Consider the following 14137-nt stretch of genomic DNA (forward strand, 5'->3'; position numbering starts at 1 on the left):
CAGACATGTGCCTGAGTTTCAGGAGACGTTCCGATGACGACAACAGCCGACACCTATGCCAGCGACGTGGCCTTCTCGCCCGCTGTGAAGGCGATCCAGGCGCGCAAGGGTTCGCGCGAGGCTTATGCGCGCAGCGAGCAGCGCGGTTGGCGCACCGAGGTCGACGACAACCTCGAAGCCTTCCTCACTGACGCCAACAGCTTCTATTTCGCCACCGCCTCGGCCGACGGCCAGCCCTATATCCAGCACCGCGGCGGCCCGAAGGGCTTTTTCAAGGTGCTGGACAAGCAGACGCTGGCCTTCGCCGACTATGCCGGCAACCAGCAATTTATCACCCAGGGTAACCTCTCGGAGAACTCCAAGGCCTATATCTTCGTGATGGACTACGCCCATCGCCGCCGCGTGAAGATCTGGGGCGAGGCGCGCGTCGTCGAGGACGACGAGGCGCTGACGACGTCACTGATGCCGAAGGGCTATCGGGCGCGGCCGGAGCAGGTGATCCTGTTCAAGATCGCGGCATGGGACACCAACTGCCCGCAACACATCCCGCAGAAGTTCGATGCGGGTGATGTCGCGGCGGCGCTGGCGATGAGAGACGCGAGGATAGCGGAGCTGGAGGCGGAAGTGGCGGCGCTGAAGGGCGAGAGGGGAGCGACGTAAGCCGCCGGTCACTTACCCTCCCCTGGAGGGCAGGGCAATGCATGTGAGCTTTGCACTTGGGACGCGATAGTCCCCACATCGTCATGGCTGGGCTTGTCCCGGCCATCCACGTCTGGCTACGCAGCACAAAGAACGTGGATGCCCGGGACAAGCCCGGGCATGACGACCTCTTGTGACGGTCCATATGCGATCCCGCTGCCCTCCAGGGGGGCAAGAGAAATCAGATCGCGCTGTCACCTTCGTGCTGGAAGCCGAGATAGCTGGCCGCGACGCGTTCATTCGCCGCGATGTCGCTGGCCTTGCCGCTGAGCACGAACTCACCGAGCTCCATGACATAGGCCTGGTCCGCGATCTTCAGCGCGGCCTGCGCGTTCTGCTCGACCAGCAGCACGGAGACGCCGCTGGCGCGCAGCTCGGTGACGATGCGGAAGATGTCGGCGACGATGATCGGGGCGAGGCCGAGGCTCGGCTCGTCCAGCATCAGGAGCTTCGGCTCGCCCATCAGCGCGCGGCCCATCGCGAGCATCTGCTGCTCGCCGCCGGAGAGCGTGCCGGCGAGCTGCTTGCGGCGCTCCTTCAGCCGCGGGAACAGCGTGTAGACGCGCTCCATCGACGCTTTCGCCTTGCTTCGCTCGATGCGAAAGGCCCCGAGCTCGAGATTGTCCTCGACATTCATGGTCACGAACAATTCGCGGTGCTCCGGGACGAGGCCGAGGCCCATTGCGACGCGGTCCTCGATGTCGAGCCGGGCGAGATCCTGGCCGGCAAAGGTAACGCGGCCCTTCAGCGGCAAAATGCCCATGATGGCGGAAAGAAGCGTTGTCTTGCCGGCGCCGTTGGCGCCGACGATGGTGACGATCTGGTTGGCGCCGACCTCGAGCGAGACCGAGCGCACCGCTTCGACCTTGCCATAGGCGACATGGGCGTCGGTGACGGACAACAGCGCGCTCATGCCGCCACTCCGAGATAGGCCTTGATCACTTCGGGGTTGGTCTTGATCGTGGCGGGGCTGCCCTCCGCGATCTTGGTGCCGAAATCGAGCACCACGATGCGGTCGGCGAGGTTCATCACGAAGCCCATGTCGTGCTCGACCAGGAGGACGCTCATGCCGCCGTCGCGCAAGTCCCGCAGCAACTTGGCGAGCTGCTGCTTCTCCATGTGGCGCAGGCCGGCGGCCGGCTCGTCGAGCAACAGCAGCATCGGATCGACGCAGAGCGCGCGGGCGATCTCGACGATGCGCTGCTGGCCGAGCGAGAGACTGCCCGCGAGCTGATGCATCTGCTCAGTGAGGCCGACACGCTCGATCTGGCGGGCGGCCTCCGCGAGCAGTTTTGCCTCATCAGTGCGGTCGAGCCGCAGCATCGAGGCAATCGGCCCCGAATGGCCGCGCAGATGCGCGCCGATCGCGACGTTTTCCAGCACGGTCATGTCAGGCACCAGCTTGACGTGCTGGAAGGTCCTGCTGATGCCGAGCTTGACGATCTCCTGCGGCGGCGCCTTGTCGACCTTCCTGCCCAGCACCGAGATCGAGCCTGAGGTCGCCGATAGCACGCCGGTGATCAGGTTGAACGTCGTGCTCTTGCCGGCGCCGTTCGGGCCGATCAGCGCGACGATCTCGCGGGCCTGGACGTCGAAGGAGACGTTGTTGACGGCGACCACGCCGCCGAACTGCTTTCGCGCTTTATCGACCTGGAGCAGGACGCTGGACTGGCCGGGCGAACGGGTGCGCTGCGCCAGCTTCAGGGACGTGTCGGGCTTCTTGCCACGGGTAGGTTCAGGCAGGAACGACATCAGCCACGGCCAGAGGCCGCCGGGGGCGAGTTGCAACAGGGCCACCAGCATGATGCCGAACACGATGGTCTCGACCTGTCCGGAGCCGGGCAGGATCAGCGGCAAATAGCTTTGCAGCACCTCCTTCAGGACCACGACGATCGCCGCGCCCAGGACGCCGCCCCAGACATAGCCGGCGCCGCCGACCACGGCGATGAAGAGATATTCGATGCCGGCCTGGGCGCCGAACGGTGTCGGGTTTACCGCGCGCTGGAGATGCGCATAGAGCCATCCCGAGAGGCCGGCGAGAACCGCGGCATGGATGAACACCAGCAATTTGGCACGGGGCGTGTGCACACCGAACGCTTCGGCTGCGACATGGCCGCGGCGCAGCGCGCGGATGGCGCGGCCGGTGCGGGAATCCAGCAGGTTCATCGTCAGCAGCGCCGACACGATCACAGCGACCCAGATCGCGTAGTAGATCGAGCCGGGCGAGAGCATCTTGAACGTGCCGATCGAGAGCGGCGGGATTGCCGAGATGCCGTCGTTTCTCCCGAGGAATTCCAGCTTGCTGAAGAGATAGAACAGTCCTAACCCCCAGGCGAGGGTGCCGAGCGGCAGATAATGGCCGGAGAGGCGGACGGTGATCAGCCCGAGCAGCACCGCCAGCGAACCGCTGACGACCAGCGACAGCGGCAGCGTCAGCCAGGGCGACAGGCCATAGGCCGTCGACAGCACCGCGGTGGTGTAGGCGCCGAAGCCGACGAAGGCAGCCTGTCCGAACGAGGTCAGGCCGCCGACGCCGGTGAGCAGGACGAGGCCCATCGCGACCAGGGCCGCGAGACCGATATTGTCGAGCAGCACGATCCAGAACGGGGGCATCCCCGGGACAAACGGGATCGCCGCCATGAGAGCTGCGAAGACGATGATGGGAAGCCGGCTCTGCATCTTGGCGTCAGTCCTTCTCTTCCTCGACCGCGGGCGCGGCGAGCGAGCGCAGCAGCAGCACGGGGATCAGCAGCATGAAAACGATCACCTCCTTGTAGTTGGAGGCATAGAAGGACGAGAACGCCTCGACGAGGCCGACGACCAGCGCCGCGACGGCGGTTAAGGGGTAGCTGACGAGGCCGCCGATGATCGCGGCGACGAAGCCCTTCAGGCCGATCAGGAAGCCGCTGTCATAGTAGAGCGTCGTGATCGGCACGATCATGATGCCCGACAACGCGCCGATGACGGATGCCAGCAGGAAGGCGATCTGCCCCGATAGTGTGGTGCGGATACCCACGAGTCGCGCCCCCAGCCGGTTCACGGCGGTCGCGCGCAGCGCCTTGCCGTAGAGCGTCAGGCCGAAGAACAGCCAGAGCCCGACGATGAAGGCGATGGTGATGCCGTAGACGGTGAGGCTCTGGCCGGTGAAGCGCAGCGCGCCGGCGGTGAAGGCGCCGGACAGCACGGCTGGTCCGCGCTGACCTTCGGCACCGAAGAACAGGAGGCCCAGTCCCTGCAGCGCGAGGTGGACGCCCACTGAGGCGATCAGCAGCACCAGCACGGAGGTGTGGGCCAGCGGCTGGAATGCGACGCGGTAGAGATAGAGGCCGATCATCGCCACGATCACCAGCGACAACGCGATGCTGACCGCGACCGGCGGCTTCTGGCCGGCGAAATACACGGTCAGGGCCAGCACGATGGCCGGCAGCACGATATTGGTGACAGCGCTGCGCAGGATCAGCCGCCCGTGCAGCGCCTTGCGCGCGACGAACAGGTCGAAGGCGAAGGCGCCGATGCCCAGCGCAAGCGCGAGCTTTGCCGTGCCCGGCATCTGGCCCGCCGCCAGCGAGGCATAGGTCAGCGCGCCGTAGGTGACGAATTCGCCCTGGGGAATGAGGATCACGCGGGTGACGGCGAACACCAGCACCAGCGCCAGGCCGAGCAGCGCATAAATCGCGCCATTGGTGATGCCATCCTGCACCAGGAACAGCATGATGGTGGTATTCAAGACCGGACGCTCCCCCTAAAGATTACGGACCGGTCCCCCTCGATTGCGGTGGACGGTCCGCTCACAGCCATTGAAAAACGCATGCGATATTTGATATGGTCCATAACAATTATCAAATATAACATCAAGGGTGGGACGGACGACCTGTCCCGAATTTAGCGGGATTACGAGCACGAGGCGATGACCGTTTCCAAAACCGCTGAAAAGTCCTCTGAGAAGCCTGCCGACACGGCCAAGGGCCGCAAGGACGCGGCCGAGGCGCAACCGGAGGCGCTCCAGCTCGGCGAGCTCTCCGAGCAGCTCGGCTATATCCTGAAGCGGGCGCAGCTCAAGGTGTTCGAGAACTTCCTGCGCTGCATGGCCTCGCTCCAGCTGACGCCGGCGCAGTTCTCCGTTCTGCTGCTGGTCGAGAAAAATCCCGGCCGTAACCAGACCGAGATCGCCTCCACCCTCGGCATCCTCAGGCCGAACTTCGTGGCCATGCTCGACAATCTCGAGAGCCGCGACCTTTGCGCCCGGATCCGCTCCACCAACGACCGTCGCTCGCACATCCTGGTGCTGACCGACAAGGGCAAGGCCGTGCTGGCCCGCGCCAAGAAGCTCGTCGCGACCAAGCATGAGGCCCGGTTGAACGATTTGCTCGGCCAGGCCAACCGCGAAGCCCTCATCGCGATGCTCTCGAAGGTCGCGAACGAGTTTTAAGGGACGCTCCACGTCCACGTCATGCCCGGGCTTGTCCCGGGCATCCACGTCTTCCTGCCGCGAGGGAAGGCGTGGATGGCCGGGTCCATGACGGAGGGGAGATCTCGGCCTCAATCCACCAAAATCACCCTGATATCATTCACGTTGGTCAGCGTCGGGCCCGGCAGCAGCAGGTCCCCCGTCGCCTCGAAGAACGCGGTGGCGTCGTTGTTGTCCAGGTAGGCCTGCGGCTGGAGCGCTAGCGCCTTCATCTTCGCGAACGTGGCCGCGTCGATCAGCGCGCCGGCGGGGTCGGTGGGGTTGCCGGCGCCGCCGTCGGCACCATCGGTGTCGGCGGCCAGCGCCGAGATATCTGGCGTGTCCTTGAGCAGGCTGGCGAGCGCCAGCGCGTATTCCTGGTTCGGCCCGCCGCGCCCCTGGCCGCGCACGGTGACCGTGAGCTCGCCGCCGGAGAGGATCGCGAGGCGCTTGCCTTGCGCGCGTGCTTGCAGCGCCAGCCTGGCGTGAGCAGCGGCGACCTCGCGCGCCTCGCCCTCGAGATCGGCGCCGAGATCGATCGTCTCGTAGCCGGATTCGCGCGCGAGCTTCACCGCGGCGTCGAGCGACTGCTTGGGTCGCGCGATCAATTCGAAACGCGCGCGCGCGAAGGCGGCATCGTCAGGCTTGCAGCTTTCGTTGCGTTCGTCCTCGAGCGCGCGGCGCACGGCGTCGTCGATGTCGAGCTTGTATTTCGCGACGTTGGCGCGCGCATCGGCCAGCGTGGTCGGATCGGGGACGGTCGGACCGGAGGCGATCGCGGAAGGATCGTCATGCGGCACGTCCGAGATCGCGAGCGTCACGATCTCGGCGGCATTTTTGCCGGCGCGGGCGAGACGGCCGCCCTTGATCCGCGACAGATGTTTCCTCACCGTGTTCATCTCGCCGATCGGTGCGCCCGAGCGCAGCAGCGCCTTGTTGACGGCCTGCTTCTGCGCGAAGCTGATGCCGTCGCTCGGTGCGATCCAGTTCGCCGAGCCGCCGCCGGTGAGCAGCACCAGGAGCAGATCATCCGGCCTTGCCTCGCCTGCGAGCGCGAGCGTGTCGGCTGCGCCCTTGAGGCCGGCCTCATCGGGCACGGGATGTCCGGCTTCGACGACGCGGATGCGGCGCGTCGGCACGCCGTAGCCGTGGCGCGTGGTGGCGATGCCGACGAGGCGTTCCGGTGCGAGCTCGAGCGTGTCGAGATAATGCCGCTCGGCCGCTGCGGCCATGGCACCTGCGCCCTTGCCGGCGGCGAGGCAGATCACGCGTCCTTTGGGCGCGCGCGGCAAGTGCGGTGCCAGCACCACATTGGGATGGGCGGCGCCGACGGCGGCGTCGTAGAGCGCGCGGAGCAGGGGACGTCGGTCGGTCATGACGATGGCCTTCGGCAGACGGAAGAAACCGGCGGCCAACGCCGCCGTTCACCTGCCTACCGCATCGGGCGTCAAAGCGTAAGCCGGCTTTGCCATCATTCGATTATGCAATCGCGTGATCATAATCGGCGCGCAAGCAAAAGCCCCCTGCGATGGCCTCGCAGGGGGCTTTTCGTCGTCAAATCGTCAGGCGGCTAGCCGCCGACGTCGGCGCTGATCACGTCGCCGAACAGTTCCCACTTCTCGCCCTTGAACCTCTCGAGCTGAAGCTGGCTGATCGGTGCGAAATCGGTCGGCGAGGTGTTGATCTTCACGCCCGGCAGCAGCGCCTCGGTACGGAAGTCCTTCAGGCTCGCCGCCTGCTTCATGACGTTCGCGCGGGTGAGATCGTCACCGCACTGCTTCAACACCTGCACGAGCGTCTGCGCCACGGCATAACCCACGATCGTGCCTTTATCGAGCTTGTCGCCCTCGGGGAAGTATTTGGTCATGAATGCCAGGAAGTCCTTCATGCCGGCATCGTTAGCCCACGCGGGATCCGACACGTCCTTCAGATAATCGGCCGAGATGATGTCCTGGCCGTTCTCGAAGCCGGCGGGCTTCATCACGCTGCCGACCGAGGCCGAGACGTTGTTGAGGAAGTGCAGCGGCTTCCAGCCGATCTCGGCGTTCTTCTTGATCGCCTGCGCTGCGAATTTCGGCGTCGTGATGTTCATGAAGACGTCGGCGCCGGTCGACTTCAGCTTGACGATGTGATTGTCGACGGTCGGCTCGGAGGTCTCATAGCTCTCCTCCATGACGATCATCGAGGCGGCCTTGGCGCCGAGGCCGTCCTTCAGGCCCTTCAGGTAATCCTTGCCGTAATCGTCGTTCTGAAAGAGCACGGCGATCTTGGCGTCCGGCTTGTTCTTCAAGAGCCACTTCGCATAGATCTGCGTTTCGCTCTGGTAGTTGGGTTGCCAGCCCATGGTCCATGGGAAGTCCTTCGGATCGTTCCACTTGGTGGCGCCGGTGGCGACGAACAGCTGCGGCACCTTCTTGGAATTCATGTATTTGTGAATCGCCGAGTTCGGCGGCGTGCCGAGCGAGTTGAAGATGAACAGCACCTCGTCGCTCTCGACCAGCTTGCGCGCCTGCTCGACGGTCTTCGGCGGCGAATAGCCATCGTCGTAGGAGATGAAGTTGATCTTGCGGCCATTGATGCCGCCCTCTTCGTTGATCTTCTTGAAATATGCGGCTTCGGTCCGCCCGATGATGCCGTAGGCGGAGGCCGGTCCGCTGTAGGGCATAATGTTGCCGATCTTGATCTCGGTATCGGTCGCGCCGGTATCGTATTTCTTCTGGGCCGACGCAGTGGAGGTCGTGGCCGCAAAGAGCGCGAGCGCCAGTGAAGCGGCCGCAAGCTTGCCGGTGACAGCGGGCATTCCTATCTCCCTATTTTCTTGGTGTGTGTGCGTCCCTTTTCTTGGCTTGATTGTTTTTGGCGACGCTGCCGCAATTCAATACGATTTACCCGAGGGCTTCAAGGAAAAGCCCTTGCGGCAAGGCCGCAGGGGCTGCGTCTTTAGTCGATTTGGGCCATATCTTCAGTGACTGGTTAATGTCAGCCGCCGACGTCGCCGCTCAGGATGTCGCCAAATCGCTCCCAGTTCTCGCCCTTGAACCGGATCAGTTGCAGCTGCGAGAGCGGTGCGAAATCGGTCGCTGAGGTGTTCACCTTGATGCCCGGCAACAGGCCGGCCGGCTCGTAGTCCTTGATGTTGGCGGCATGCTTCATGACGTTCTCGCGGGTCAGATTGTCACCGCAGGCCTTGAGCACGTGAACGAGGCCCTGGCTGACGATGTAGCCATACATCACAGCGGCGTCGGCGCGGTTCGCTTCCGGATAGTACTTGTCCAGGAATTCGTTCCAGCCGATCATCGCCGGGTCGCTCTTCCACTGCGCGTCGGTGGGATCCTTGAAATATTGCGACGAGATGACGTCCTGCGCGTTCTCGAAGCCGGCCGGCTTGATCACGCTGCCGATCGAGTTCGAGACGTTGTTGAGGAAATGCAGCGGCTTCCAGCTGAGCTCGGCGTTCTTCTTGATCGCCTGCGCCGCGAATTTCGGCGTGGTGATGTTCATGAAGACGTCGGCGCCTGAGGCCTTCAGTCTCACGATGTGCGAATCGATGGTCGGCTCGGAGACCTCATAGGTGTCCTCGATGACGATCATCGAGGCCGCCTTGGCGCCGAGCCCGTCCTTGAAGCCCTTCAGATAGTCCTTGCCGTAATCGTCGTTCTGATAGAGCACCGCGATCTTGGCGTCCGGCTTGTTCTTCAGGATATACTTGGCATAGATGACGGTCTCGCTCTGGTAGTTCGGCTGCCAGCCCATCGTCCACGGAAAGTTCTGCGGGTCGTTCCACTTGGTGGCGCCGGTGGCGACGAACAGCTGCGGCACCTTCTTCTGGTTCAGATACTTCTGAATCGCAGAGTTCGGCGGCGTGCCGAGCGAGTTGAAGACCACGAGCACCTCGTCGCTCTCGACCAGCTTGCGCGCCTGCTCCACGGTCTTCGGCGGCGAATAGGCGTCGTCATAGGAGACGAAGTTAATCTTGCGGCCGTTGATGCCGCCTTCCGCATTGATCTTGCGGAAATATGCCTCCTCGGTCTTGCCGATCACGCCGTAGGCGGAGGCTGGTCCGCTGTAGGGCATGATATTGCCGATCTTGATTTCGCTGTCGGATGCGCCGGTGTCGTATTTCTTCTGCGCGAACGCTGTCGTGGATAGCGTGGCAGCCAGCACGAGGGCGGCCGACAAGGCCCCCAATCGCACATGCATTGCAGGCATCTTGCTCTCCCTAGGTCGGTTTGAATGTGTCGATGTTCTTGATTGGAAGCGATCGTTTCGCGTCGCTCCGGCACACATTCAATACCCTTCCCAGGCGGCCAGCAAGGAGAACGCCTTTGCAGCTAGGCGATCTTTATTCGAGACGATGCGGAATATTCCGGCGCGTGAGATGAAATGCGCCGTCAATCGGCTGCGCGGAAGTTGTCTTGTGGAATATAAGCTATTTTTAATTGTGAGCCCGCTCGGCTTCAGTGACCGGTCTCGCTGGAGATGATGTCGCCGAACGGCTCCCATTTCCGGCCCTTGAAGCGCATCATCTGGAGCTGCTCGATCGGGGCAAAATTGTCCGGCGCGGTGTTGATCTTGATGCCGGGCAGCAGCGTGTCGGGTGCGAAATCCTTCAGGCGGGCGGCCTGCTTCATGACGTTCTCGCGGGTGAGATCGTCGCCGCACATCTGCAACACCTTCACCATGGTCTGCGCGGCGGCGTAACCGAACACGACGCCGGCATCGAGCTTGTTGGCCTTGGGATCGTATTGCGCGAGGAAACTATAGAACCTCTTCATGCCGTCGTCGGCGTTCCACTGCGGATCGGCGCCGTCCTTGAGGTAGCTCGCCGACAGGATGCCCTGGGAGATCTCGAGGCCCGCCGGCTCGATCACGCCGCCGACCGAGGCCGAGACGTTGGAGACGATGTGGACCGGATGCCAGTTGATCTCCGCCGCCTTCTTGATCGCCTGCGCGGCGAACTTCGGCGTGGTGATGCTGATGAACACGTCGGCGCCCGAGGCCTTCAGCTTGACGACGTGTTCATCGATCGCGGGCTCGGAGGTGTCGTAGGCCTCCTCCAGCACGATCATCGAGGCCTTGGCGCCGAGACCGTCCTTCAGCCCCTTCAGATAGTCCTTGCCGAAATCGTCGTTCTGGTAGAGCACGCCGATCTTTCCGTCAGGCTTTTCCTTCATGATGTACTTGGCATAGATGCGCGCTTCGCTCGCGTAGCTCGGCTGCCAGCCCATGGTCCAGGGATATTGCTTGGGATCGTTCCACTTCGAGGCGCCGCTCGCCACGAACAATTGCGGCACCTTCTTCTCGTTCATGTATTTGCGGATGGCGCCGTTGGTGGACGTTCCGAGCGAACCGAAAATCAGGAGCACCCCGTCGCTCTCGACCAGCTTGCGTGCCTGCTCCACCGTCTTCGGTGGCGAATAGGCGTCGTCATAGGAGATGAACCTGATCTTGCGACCGTTGATGCCGCCCTCGGCGTTGACCTTGCTGAAATAGGCTTCCTCGGCCTTGCCGATCGCGGCATAGGCCGAGGCCGGGCCGCTATAGGGCATGATGTTGCCGATCTTGATCTCGGTATCGGAGGCGCCGCTGTCGTACTTTTTCTGCGCCAGTGCCGGGTTGCTCATCGCAGTGCACAAAGCGAGCCCGGTCCAGAGGGCCACAACCTGAAAACGAACGGCGGTCATTGTTCTCCTACCCCGAGTTGGATCGGCGCCGCATTGAACAAGATTGACGCCAGCCGTCAACAAAAAGCCCCCGCGATCGTTCGCGGGGGCTTTCGAGGGGCGGACTATTGCGTCAGCGTGTCACTCGGAAGCGACGTCGCCGCTGATGATCTCGCCAAACAGTTCCCACTTCTCACCCTTGAAGCGCTGCATCTGGAGCTGCGAAATCGGGGCGAAGTCGGTGGCGCTGGTGTTGAGCTTGACGCCGGGCAGCATGGTGTCCGGCGTGAAGTCCTTCAACGAGGCCGCCTGCTTCATGATGTTGGCGCGGGTCAGATCGTCGCCGCACATTTCCAGCACCTTGGCGAGGGTCGAGGCGGCGCCATAGCCGTACACCATGCTGGTGTCCGACTTGTCGGCGCCCGGCATGTACTTGTCGACGAACTCGTTCCACTTTTTCATGCCGGGGTCGTTGGCCCACTGCGGATCCGTCGAATCCTTGGCATAGGCCGCCGACAGCACGCCCTGCGCGTTCTCGAAACCGGCCGGCTTCATCACGCTGCCGACCGAGATCGACACGTTGGTAAGGATTTGGAGCGGCTTCCAGCTCAGCTCGGCGGTCTTCTTGATGGTCTGGGCCGCGAACTTCGGCGTGGTGTAGATCAGCAGCACGTCGGGATTGGCGGCCTTGATCTTGACGATATGGCCGTCGATCGACGGCTCGGAGACCTCGTAGCTCTCCTCCATGATGATCATGGACGAGGCCTTGGCGCCGAGGCCGTCCTTGGTGCCCTTGAGGTAGTCTTTGCCGAAATCGTCGTTCTGATAGAGGATCGCGACCTTGGCGTCCGGCTTCTCTTTCATCAGCCATTTCGCGTAGATCTGCGCTTCGCTCTGGTAGGAGGGCTGCCAGCCGATGGTCCAGGGGAAGTTCTTCGGGTCGTTCCACTTGGTGGCGCCGGTGGCGACGAAGAGCTGCGGGATCTTCTTGGCGTTGAGGTATTTCTGGATCGCCGTGTTCGAGGGCGTGCCGAGCGGGTTGAACACCACCAGAACCTCGTCGCTCTCGACCAGCTTGCGGACCTGCTCGACGGCCTTCGGCGGCGAATAGCCGTCGTCGTAGGTGACGAAGTTGATCTTGCGGCCGTTGATGCCGCCCTTGTCGTTGATCATCCGGAAATAGGCTTCTTCGGTCTTGCCGATGACGCCATAAGCCGACGCCGGACCGCTATACGGCATGATGTTGCCGATCTTGATCTCGGTGTCGGACGCCCCGGTGTCGTATTTCTTTTGAGCGAGTGCAGCGCCGGAGGTGAGGGCAATGGCCGCCGTTGCCGTGACCAGCGCGGCGGCTCGCAGTGTTCTTTCAAAACGCAATTCGGTCTCCTTCGTTTAAACAACAGTCTTTGCGAGTTTCAGTTTCTTCTGAGCTTGTCGGCGAATTGCTGGCCCAGGATCGCGATCTGCCTCGCGCCATGCGGCACGAGGTAGATGACGAGGAACAGCAGGACGCCGAATACCGCGCCGGAGAGGCCCTTGGAGATGCTTTCCGCCATGTTCGGCACGAAGATGATGAAGGCAGCACCGACGAACGAGCCGGGCAGCCAGCCGACGCCGCCGACGACCATGCCGAGGAACAGCGAGATCGCCAGCGTGATGGTGTAGCTGTCGGGCGCGACGAACTGCACGGCGATGGCGCCAAGCGAGCCGGCAACGCCGGTAATGCCGGCGGACACCCCGAAGGCCAGCGTCTTGTACCGCGCGACGTTGACACCCATCGAGGAGGCCGCGATCTCGTTGTCGCGGATCGCCATGAAGGCGCGGCCCGAGCGGGAGCGCAGCAGGTTCACCGAGAAGATGTAGATCGCGAGCGTCACGAGGAGGGTGAAATAGTACAACCACATGTCCTGCGACATCGGCAGGCCGAATGGCGCGTCAGGCTTGGTGACGACGAGGCCCTGCACGCCGCCGGTCCAGTGCTCGAGGAAGTTCAGCTTCAGCAGCTGCGGCATCGCGGTGGCAAGCGCGAAGGTCGCGAGCGCGAGATAGACGCCCGAAAGCCGCAGCGCCGGCTTGCCGAACAGGTAACCGAATCCGAAGCAGACCGTTGCGGAAATCGGAATCGTCAGCGCGTAGTTGATGTTGGCGTGCTCCATCAGCACCGCCGACGTATAGGCGCCGACGGCGTAGAACGCGCTCTGGCCGAGCGAGAACTGGCCGGAGCCACCCGTCAGGATGTTCAGCGCCAGCACGGCCAGCCCGTAGATCAGGAGCATCGTCATCTGGAAGATGATGAAGTTCTTGACGAACACCGGCACGATCAACAGCACCACCAGCACCAACAGCGAGGTGCCCGTGCCCAGCGTCATGGCCCGCTTCGGAACCGCCTCGACCGCTTCGTGGCCTTCGCCAACGACTTCTTCTGCAGCGCTCATGATCAAACTCGCTTGACGATTTGCCGGCCGAACAGGCCAGCGGGTTTGACGACCAGGACGGAGATGATCAGCGCGAGCGCGATCGGAAGTTTCAGCTCGTTGCCGACGCCGGGGATGTAGGTGCCGGCGAGGTTCTCGAAGACGCCGACCAGGAAGCCGCCGACCACGGCGCCGAACGGGCTGGTCAGTCCGCCGAGCACCGCGGCGGCGAAGCCGTAGATCAGCACGCCGCCCATCATGTTGGGCTCGAGGAACACGACCGGAGCAATCAGCATGCCGGCGATCGCACCAATCGCGGTCGCCATGCCCCAGCCGAGCGCGATCATCCAGGACGTGTTGATGCCGACCAGCCGGGCCGATTCAGGCACCGAGGCGGCCGCACGCATCGCAAGGCCGATGCGCGTGTACTGGAAGAAGAAGTAGAGGCCGAGCAGCAGCAGCACGGTGACGCCGATCATGCCGGCCTGGTGGGTCGAGATCAGCTGGCTGCCCAGGAACGGCGAGGAGCCGAACGGGGTCGGATACTGCTTGATGGTGAAGTCCCAGATCAGGCCGGCCGAGGAGTTGATGATCGCAAACAGCGCGATGAAGCCGGCGACATTGGTCAGCACCGGTGCCTTGGCGAGCGGCTTGAACAGGATGCGCTCGATCGCGATGCCGGCGACAAAGGAGAATGCCAGCGTGATGATGAAGGCGGCCCAATAGGACACGCCCCACTGCATCAGCTGCCAAGAGATGAAGGTCGAGAACATCGCCATCTCGCCTTGCGCGAAGTTGAGATGGTCGATGGCCTGGTAGATCATGACCACGGCGAGCGCCATACAGGCATAGATCGCGCCGGTGGCGATGCCGGCCAGGACCTGGTTAGTGAACAGCTCCATTGTCCCGGCTCC

The 14137-nt window shown here is 63.2% G+C and carries 12 protein-coding genes; 2 read left to right on the forward strand and 10 right to left on the reverse strand.

What is annotated here, in order from left to right; all coding sequences use genetic code 11:
- Positions 1-33 precede the first annotated feature (33 nt).
- Positions 34-660, forward strand: coding sequence for a pyridoxamine 5'-phosphate oxidase family protein (locus IVA81_RS27855; protein ID WP_247323938.1), 627 nt, complete (start codon positions 34-36; stop codon positions 658-660).
- 220 nt (positions 661-880) lie between these two features.
- Here IVA81_RS27855 and IVA81_RS27860 read toward each other — a convergent pair whose 3' ends face one another.
- From IVA81_RS27860 to IVA81_RS27870, 3 genes are read right to left on the reverse strand one after another with little or no spacing between them, the layout of a single operon-like run.
- Positions 881-1612: an ABC transporter ATP-binding protein gene (locus tag IVA81_RS27860; protein ID WP_247323939.1), complete on the reverse strand. Its 732-nt coding sequence runs from the start codon at positions 1610-1612 to the stop codon at positions 881-883.
- The gene (locus tag IVA81_RS27865; protein ID WP_247323940.1) at positions 1609-3378 is read right to left on the reverse strand and encodes a branched-chain amino acid ABC transporter ATP-binding protein/permease; all 1770 of its coding nucleotides are present in this window, start codon (positions 3376-3378) and stop codon (positions 1609-1611) included. Before IVA81_RS27865 ends, IVA81_RS27860 begins: the two co-directional genes overlap by 4 nt.
- A gap of 7 nt (positions 3379-3385) precedes the next feature.
- Complete coding sequence (locus tag IVA81_RS27870; RefSeq protein WP_247323947.1) at positions 3386-4426, reverse strand: branched-chain amino acid ABC transporter permease; 1041 nt, start codon at positions 4424-4426, stop codon at positions 3386-3388.
- Between the two features lie 180 nt (positions 4427-4606).
- On the opposite strand from IVA81_RS27870, the gene IVA81_RS27875 reads away from it, so the two are divergent.
- Positions 4607-5128, forward strand: coding sequence for a MarR family transcriptional regulator (locus IVA81_RS27875; RefSeq protein WP_247323949.1), 522 nt, complete (start codon positions 4607-4609; stop codon positions 5126-5128).
- Between the two features lie 110 nt (positions 5129-5238).
- On the opposite strand, the gene IVA81_RS27880 is transcribed toward IVA81_RS27875, so the two are convergent.
- The 7 genes from IVA81_RS27880 to IVA81_RS27910 form a co-directional block, all read right to left on the reverse strand.
- Positions 5239-6522 carry a glycerate kinase gene (locus tag IVA81_RS27880; protein WP_247323951.1) on the reverse strand — a complete coding sequence of 428 codons (1284 nt, stop codon included), beginning with the start codon at positions 6520-6522 and terminating at the stop codon, positions 5239-5241.
- 194 nt (positions 6523-6716) lie between these two features.
- Positions 6717-7946 carry an ABC transporter substrate-binding protein gene (locus IVA81_RS27885; protein ID WP_247323953.1) on the reverse strand — a complete coding sequence of 410 codons (1230 nt, stop codon included), beginning with the start codon at positions 7944-7946 and terminating at the stop codon, positions 6717-6719.
- 179 nt (positions 7947-8125) lie between these two features.
- A complete protein-coding gene (locus tag IVA81_RS27890) occupies positions 8126-9355 on the reverse strand; it encodes an ABC transporter substrate-binding protein (protein WP_247323955.1) in 1230 nt (409 codons plus the stop codon).
- Positions 9356-9603: 248 nt separating this feature from the next.
- Entirely contained in the window at positions 9604-10830 is a 1227-nt protein-coding gene (locus tag IVA81_RS27895; protein WP_247323958.1) for an ABC transporter substrate-binding protein, read from the reverse strand.
- Between the two features lie 120 nt (positions 10831-10950).
- Positions 10951-12186, reverse strand: coding sequence for an ABC transporter substrate-binding protein (locus IVA81_RS27900; protein WP_247323960.1), 1236 nt, complete (start codon positions 12184-12186; stop codon positions 10951-10953).
- A gap of 38 nt (positions 12187-12224) precedes the next feature.
- Positions 12225-13244: a branched-chain amino acid ABC transporter permease gene (locus tag IVA81_RS27905; protein ID WP_247323962.1), complete on the reverse strand. Its 1020-nt coding sequence runs from the start codon at positions 13242-13244 to the stop codon at positions 12225-12227.
- A 2-nt stretch (positions 13245-13246) separates the two neighbouring features.
- On the reverse strand, positions 13247-14125 hold the full coding sequence (locus IVA81_RS27910) for a branched-chain amino acid ABC transporter permease (protein ID WP_247323964.1): 879 nt from the start codon (positions 14123-14125) through the stop codon (positions 13247-13249).
- Positions 14126-14137 lie beyond the last annotated feature (12 nt).

The organism is Bradyrhizobium sp. 141, from assembly GCF_023074055.1.
Taxonomy (GTDB): domain Bacteria; phylum Pseudomonadota; class Alphaproteobacteria; order Rhizobiales; family Xanthobacteraceae; genus Bradyrhizobium.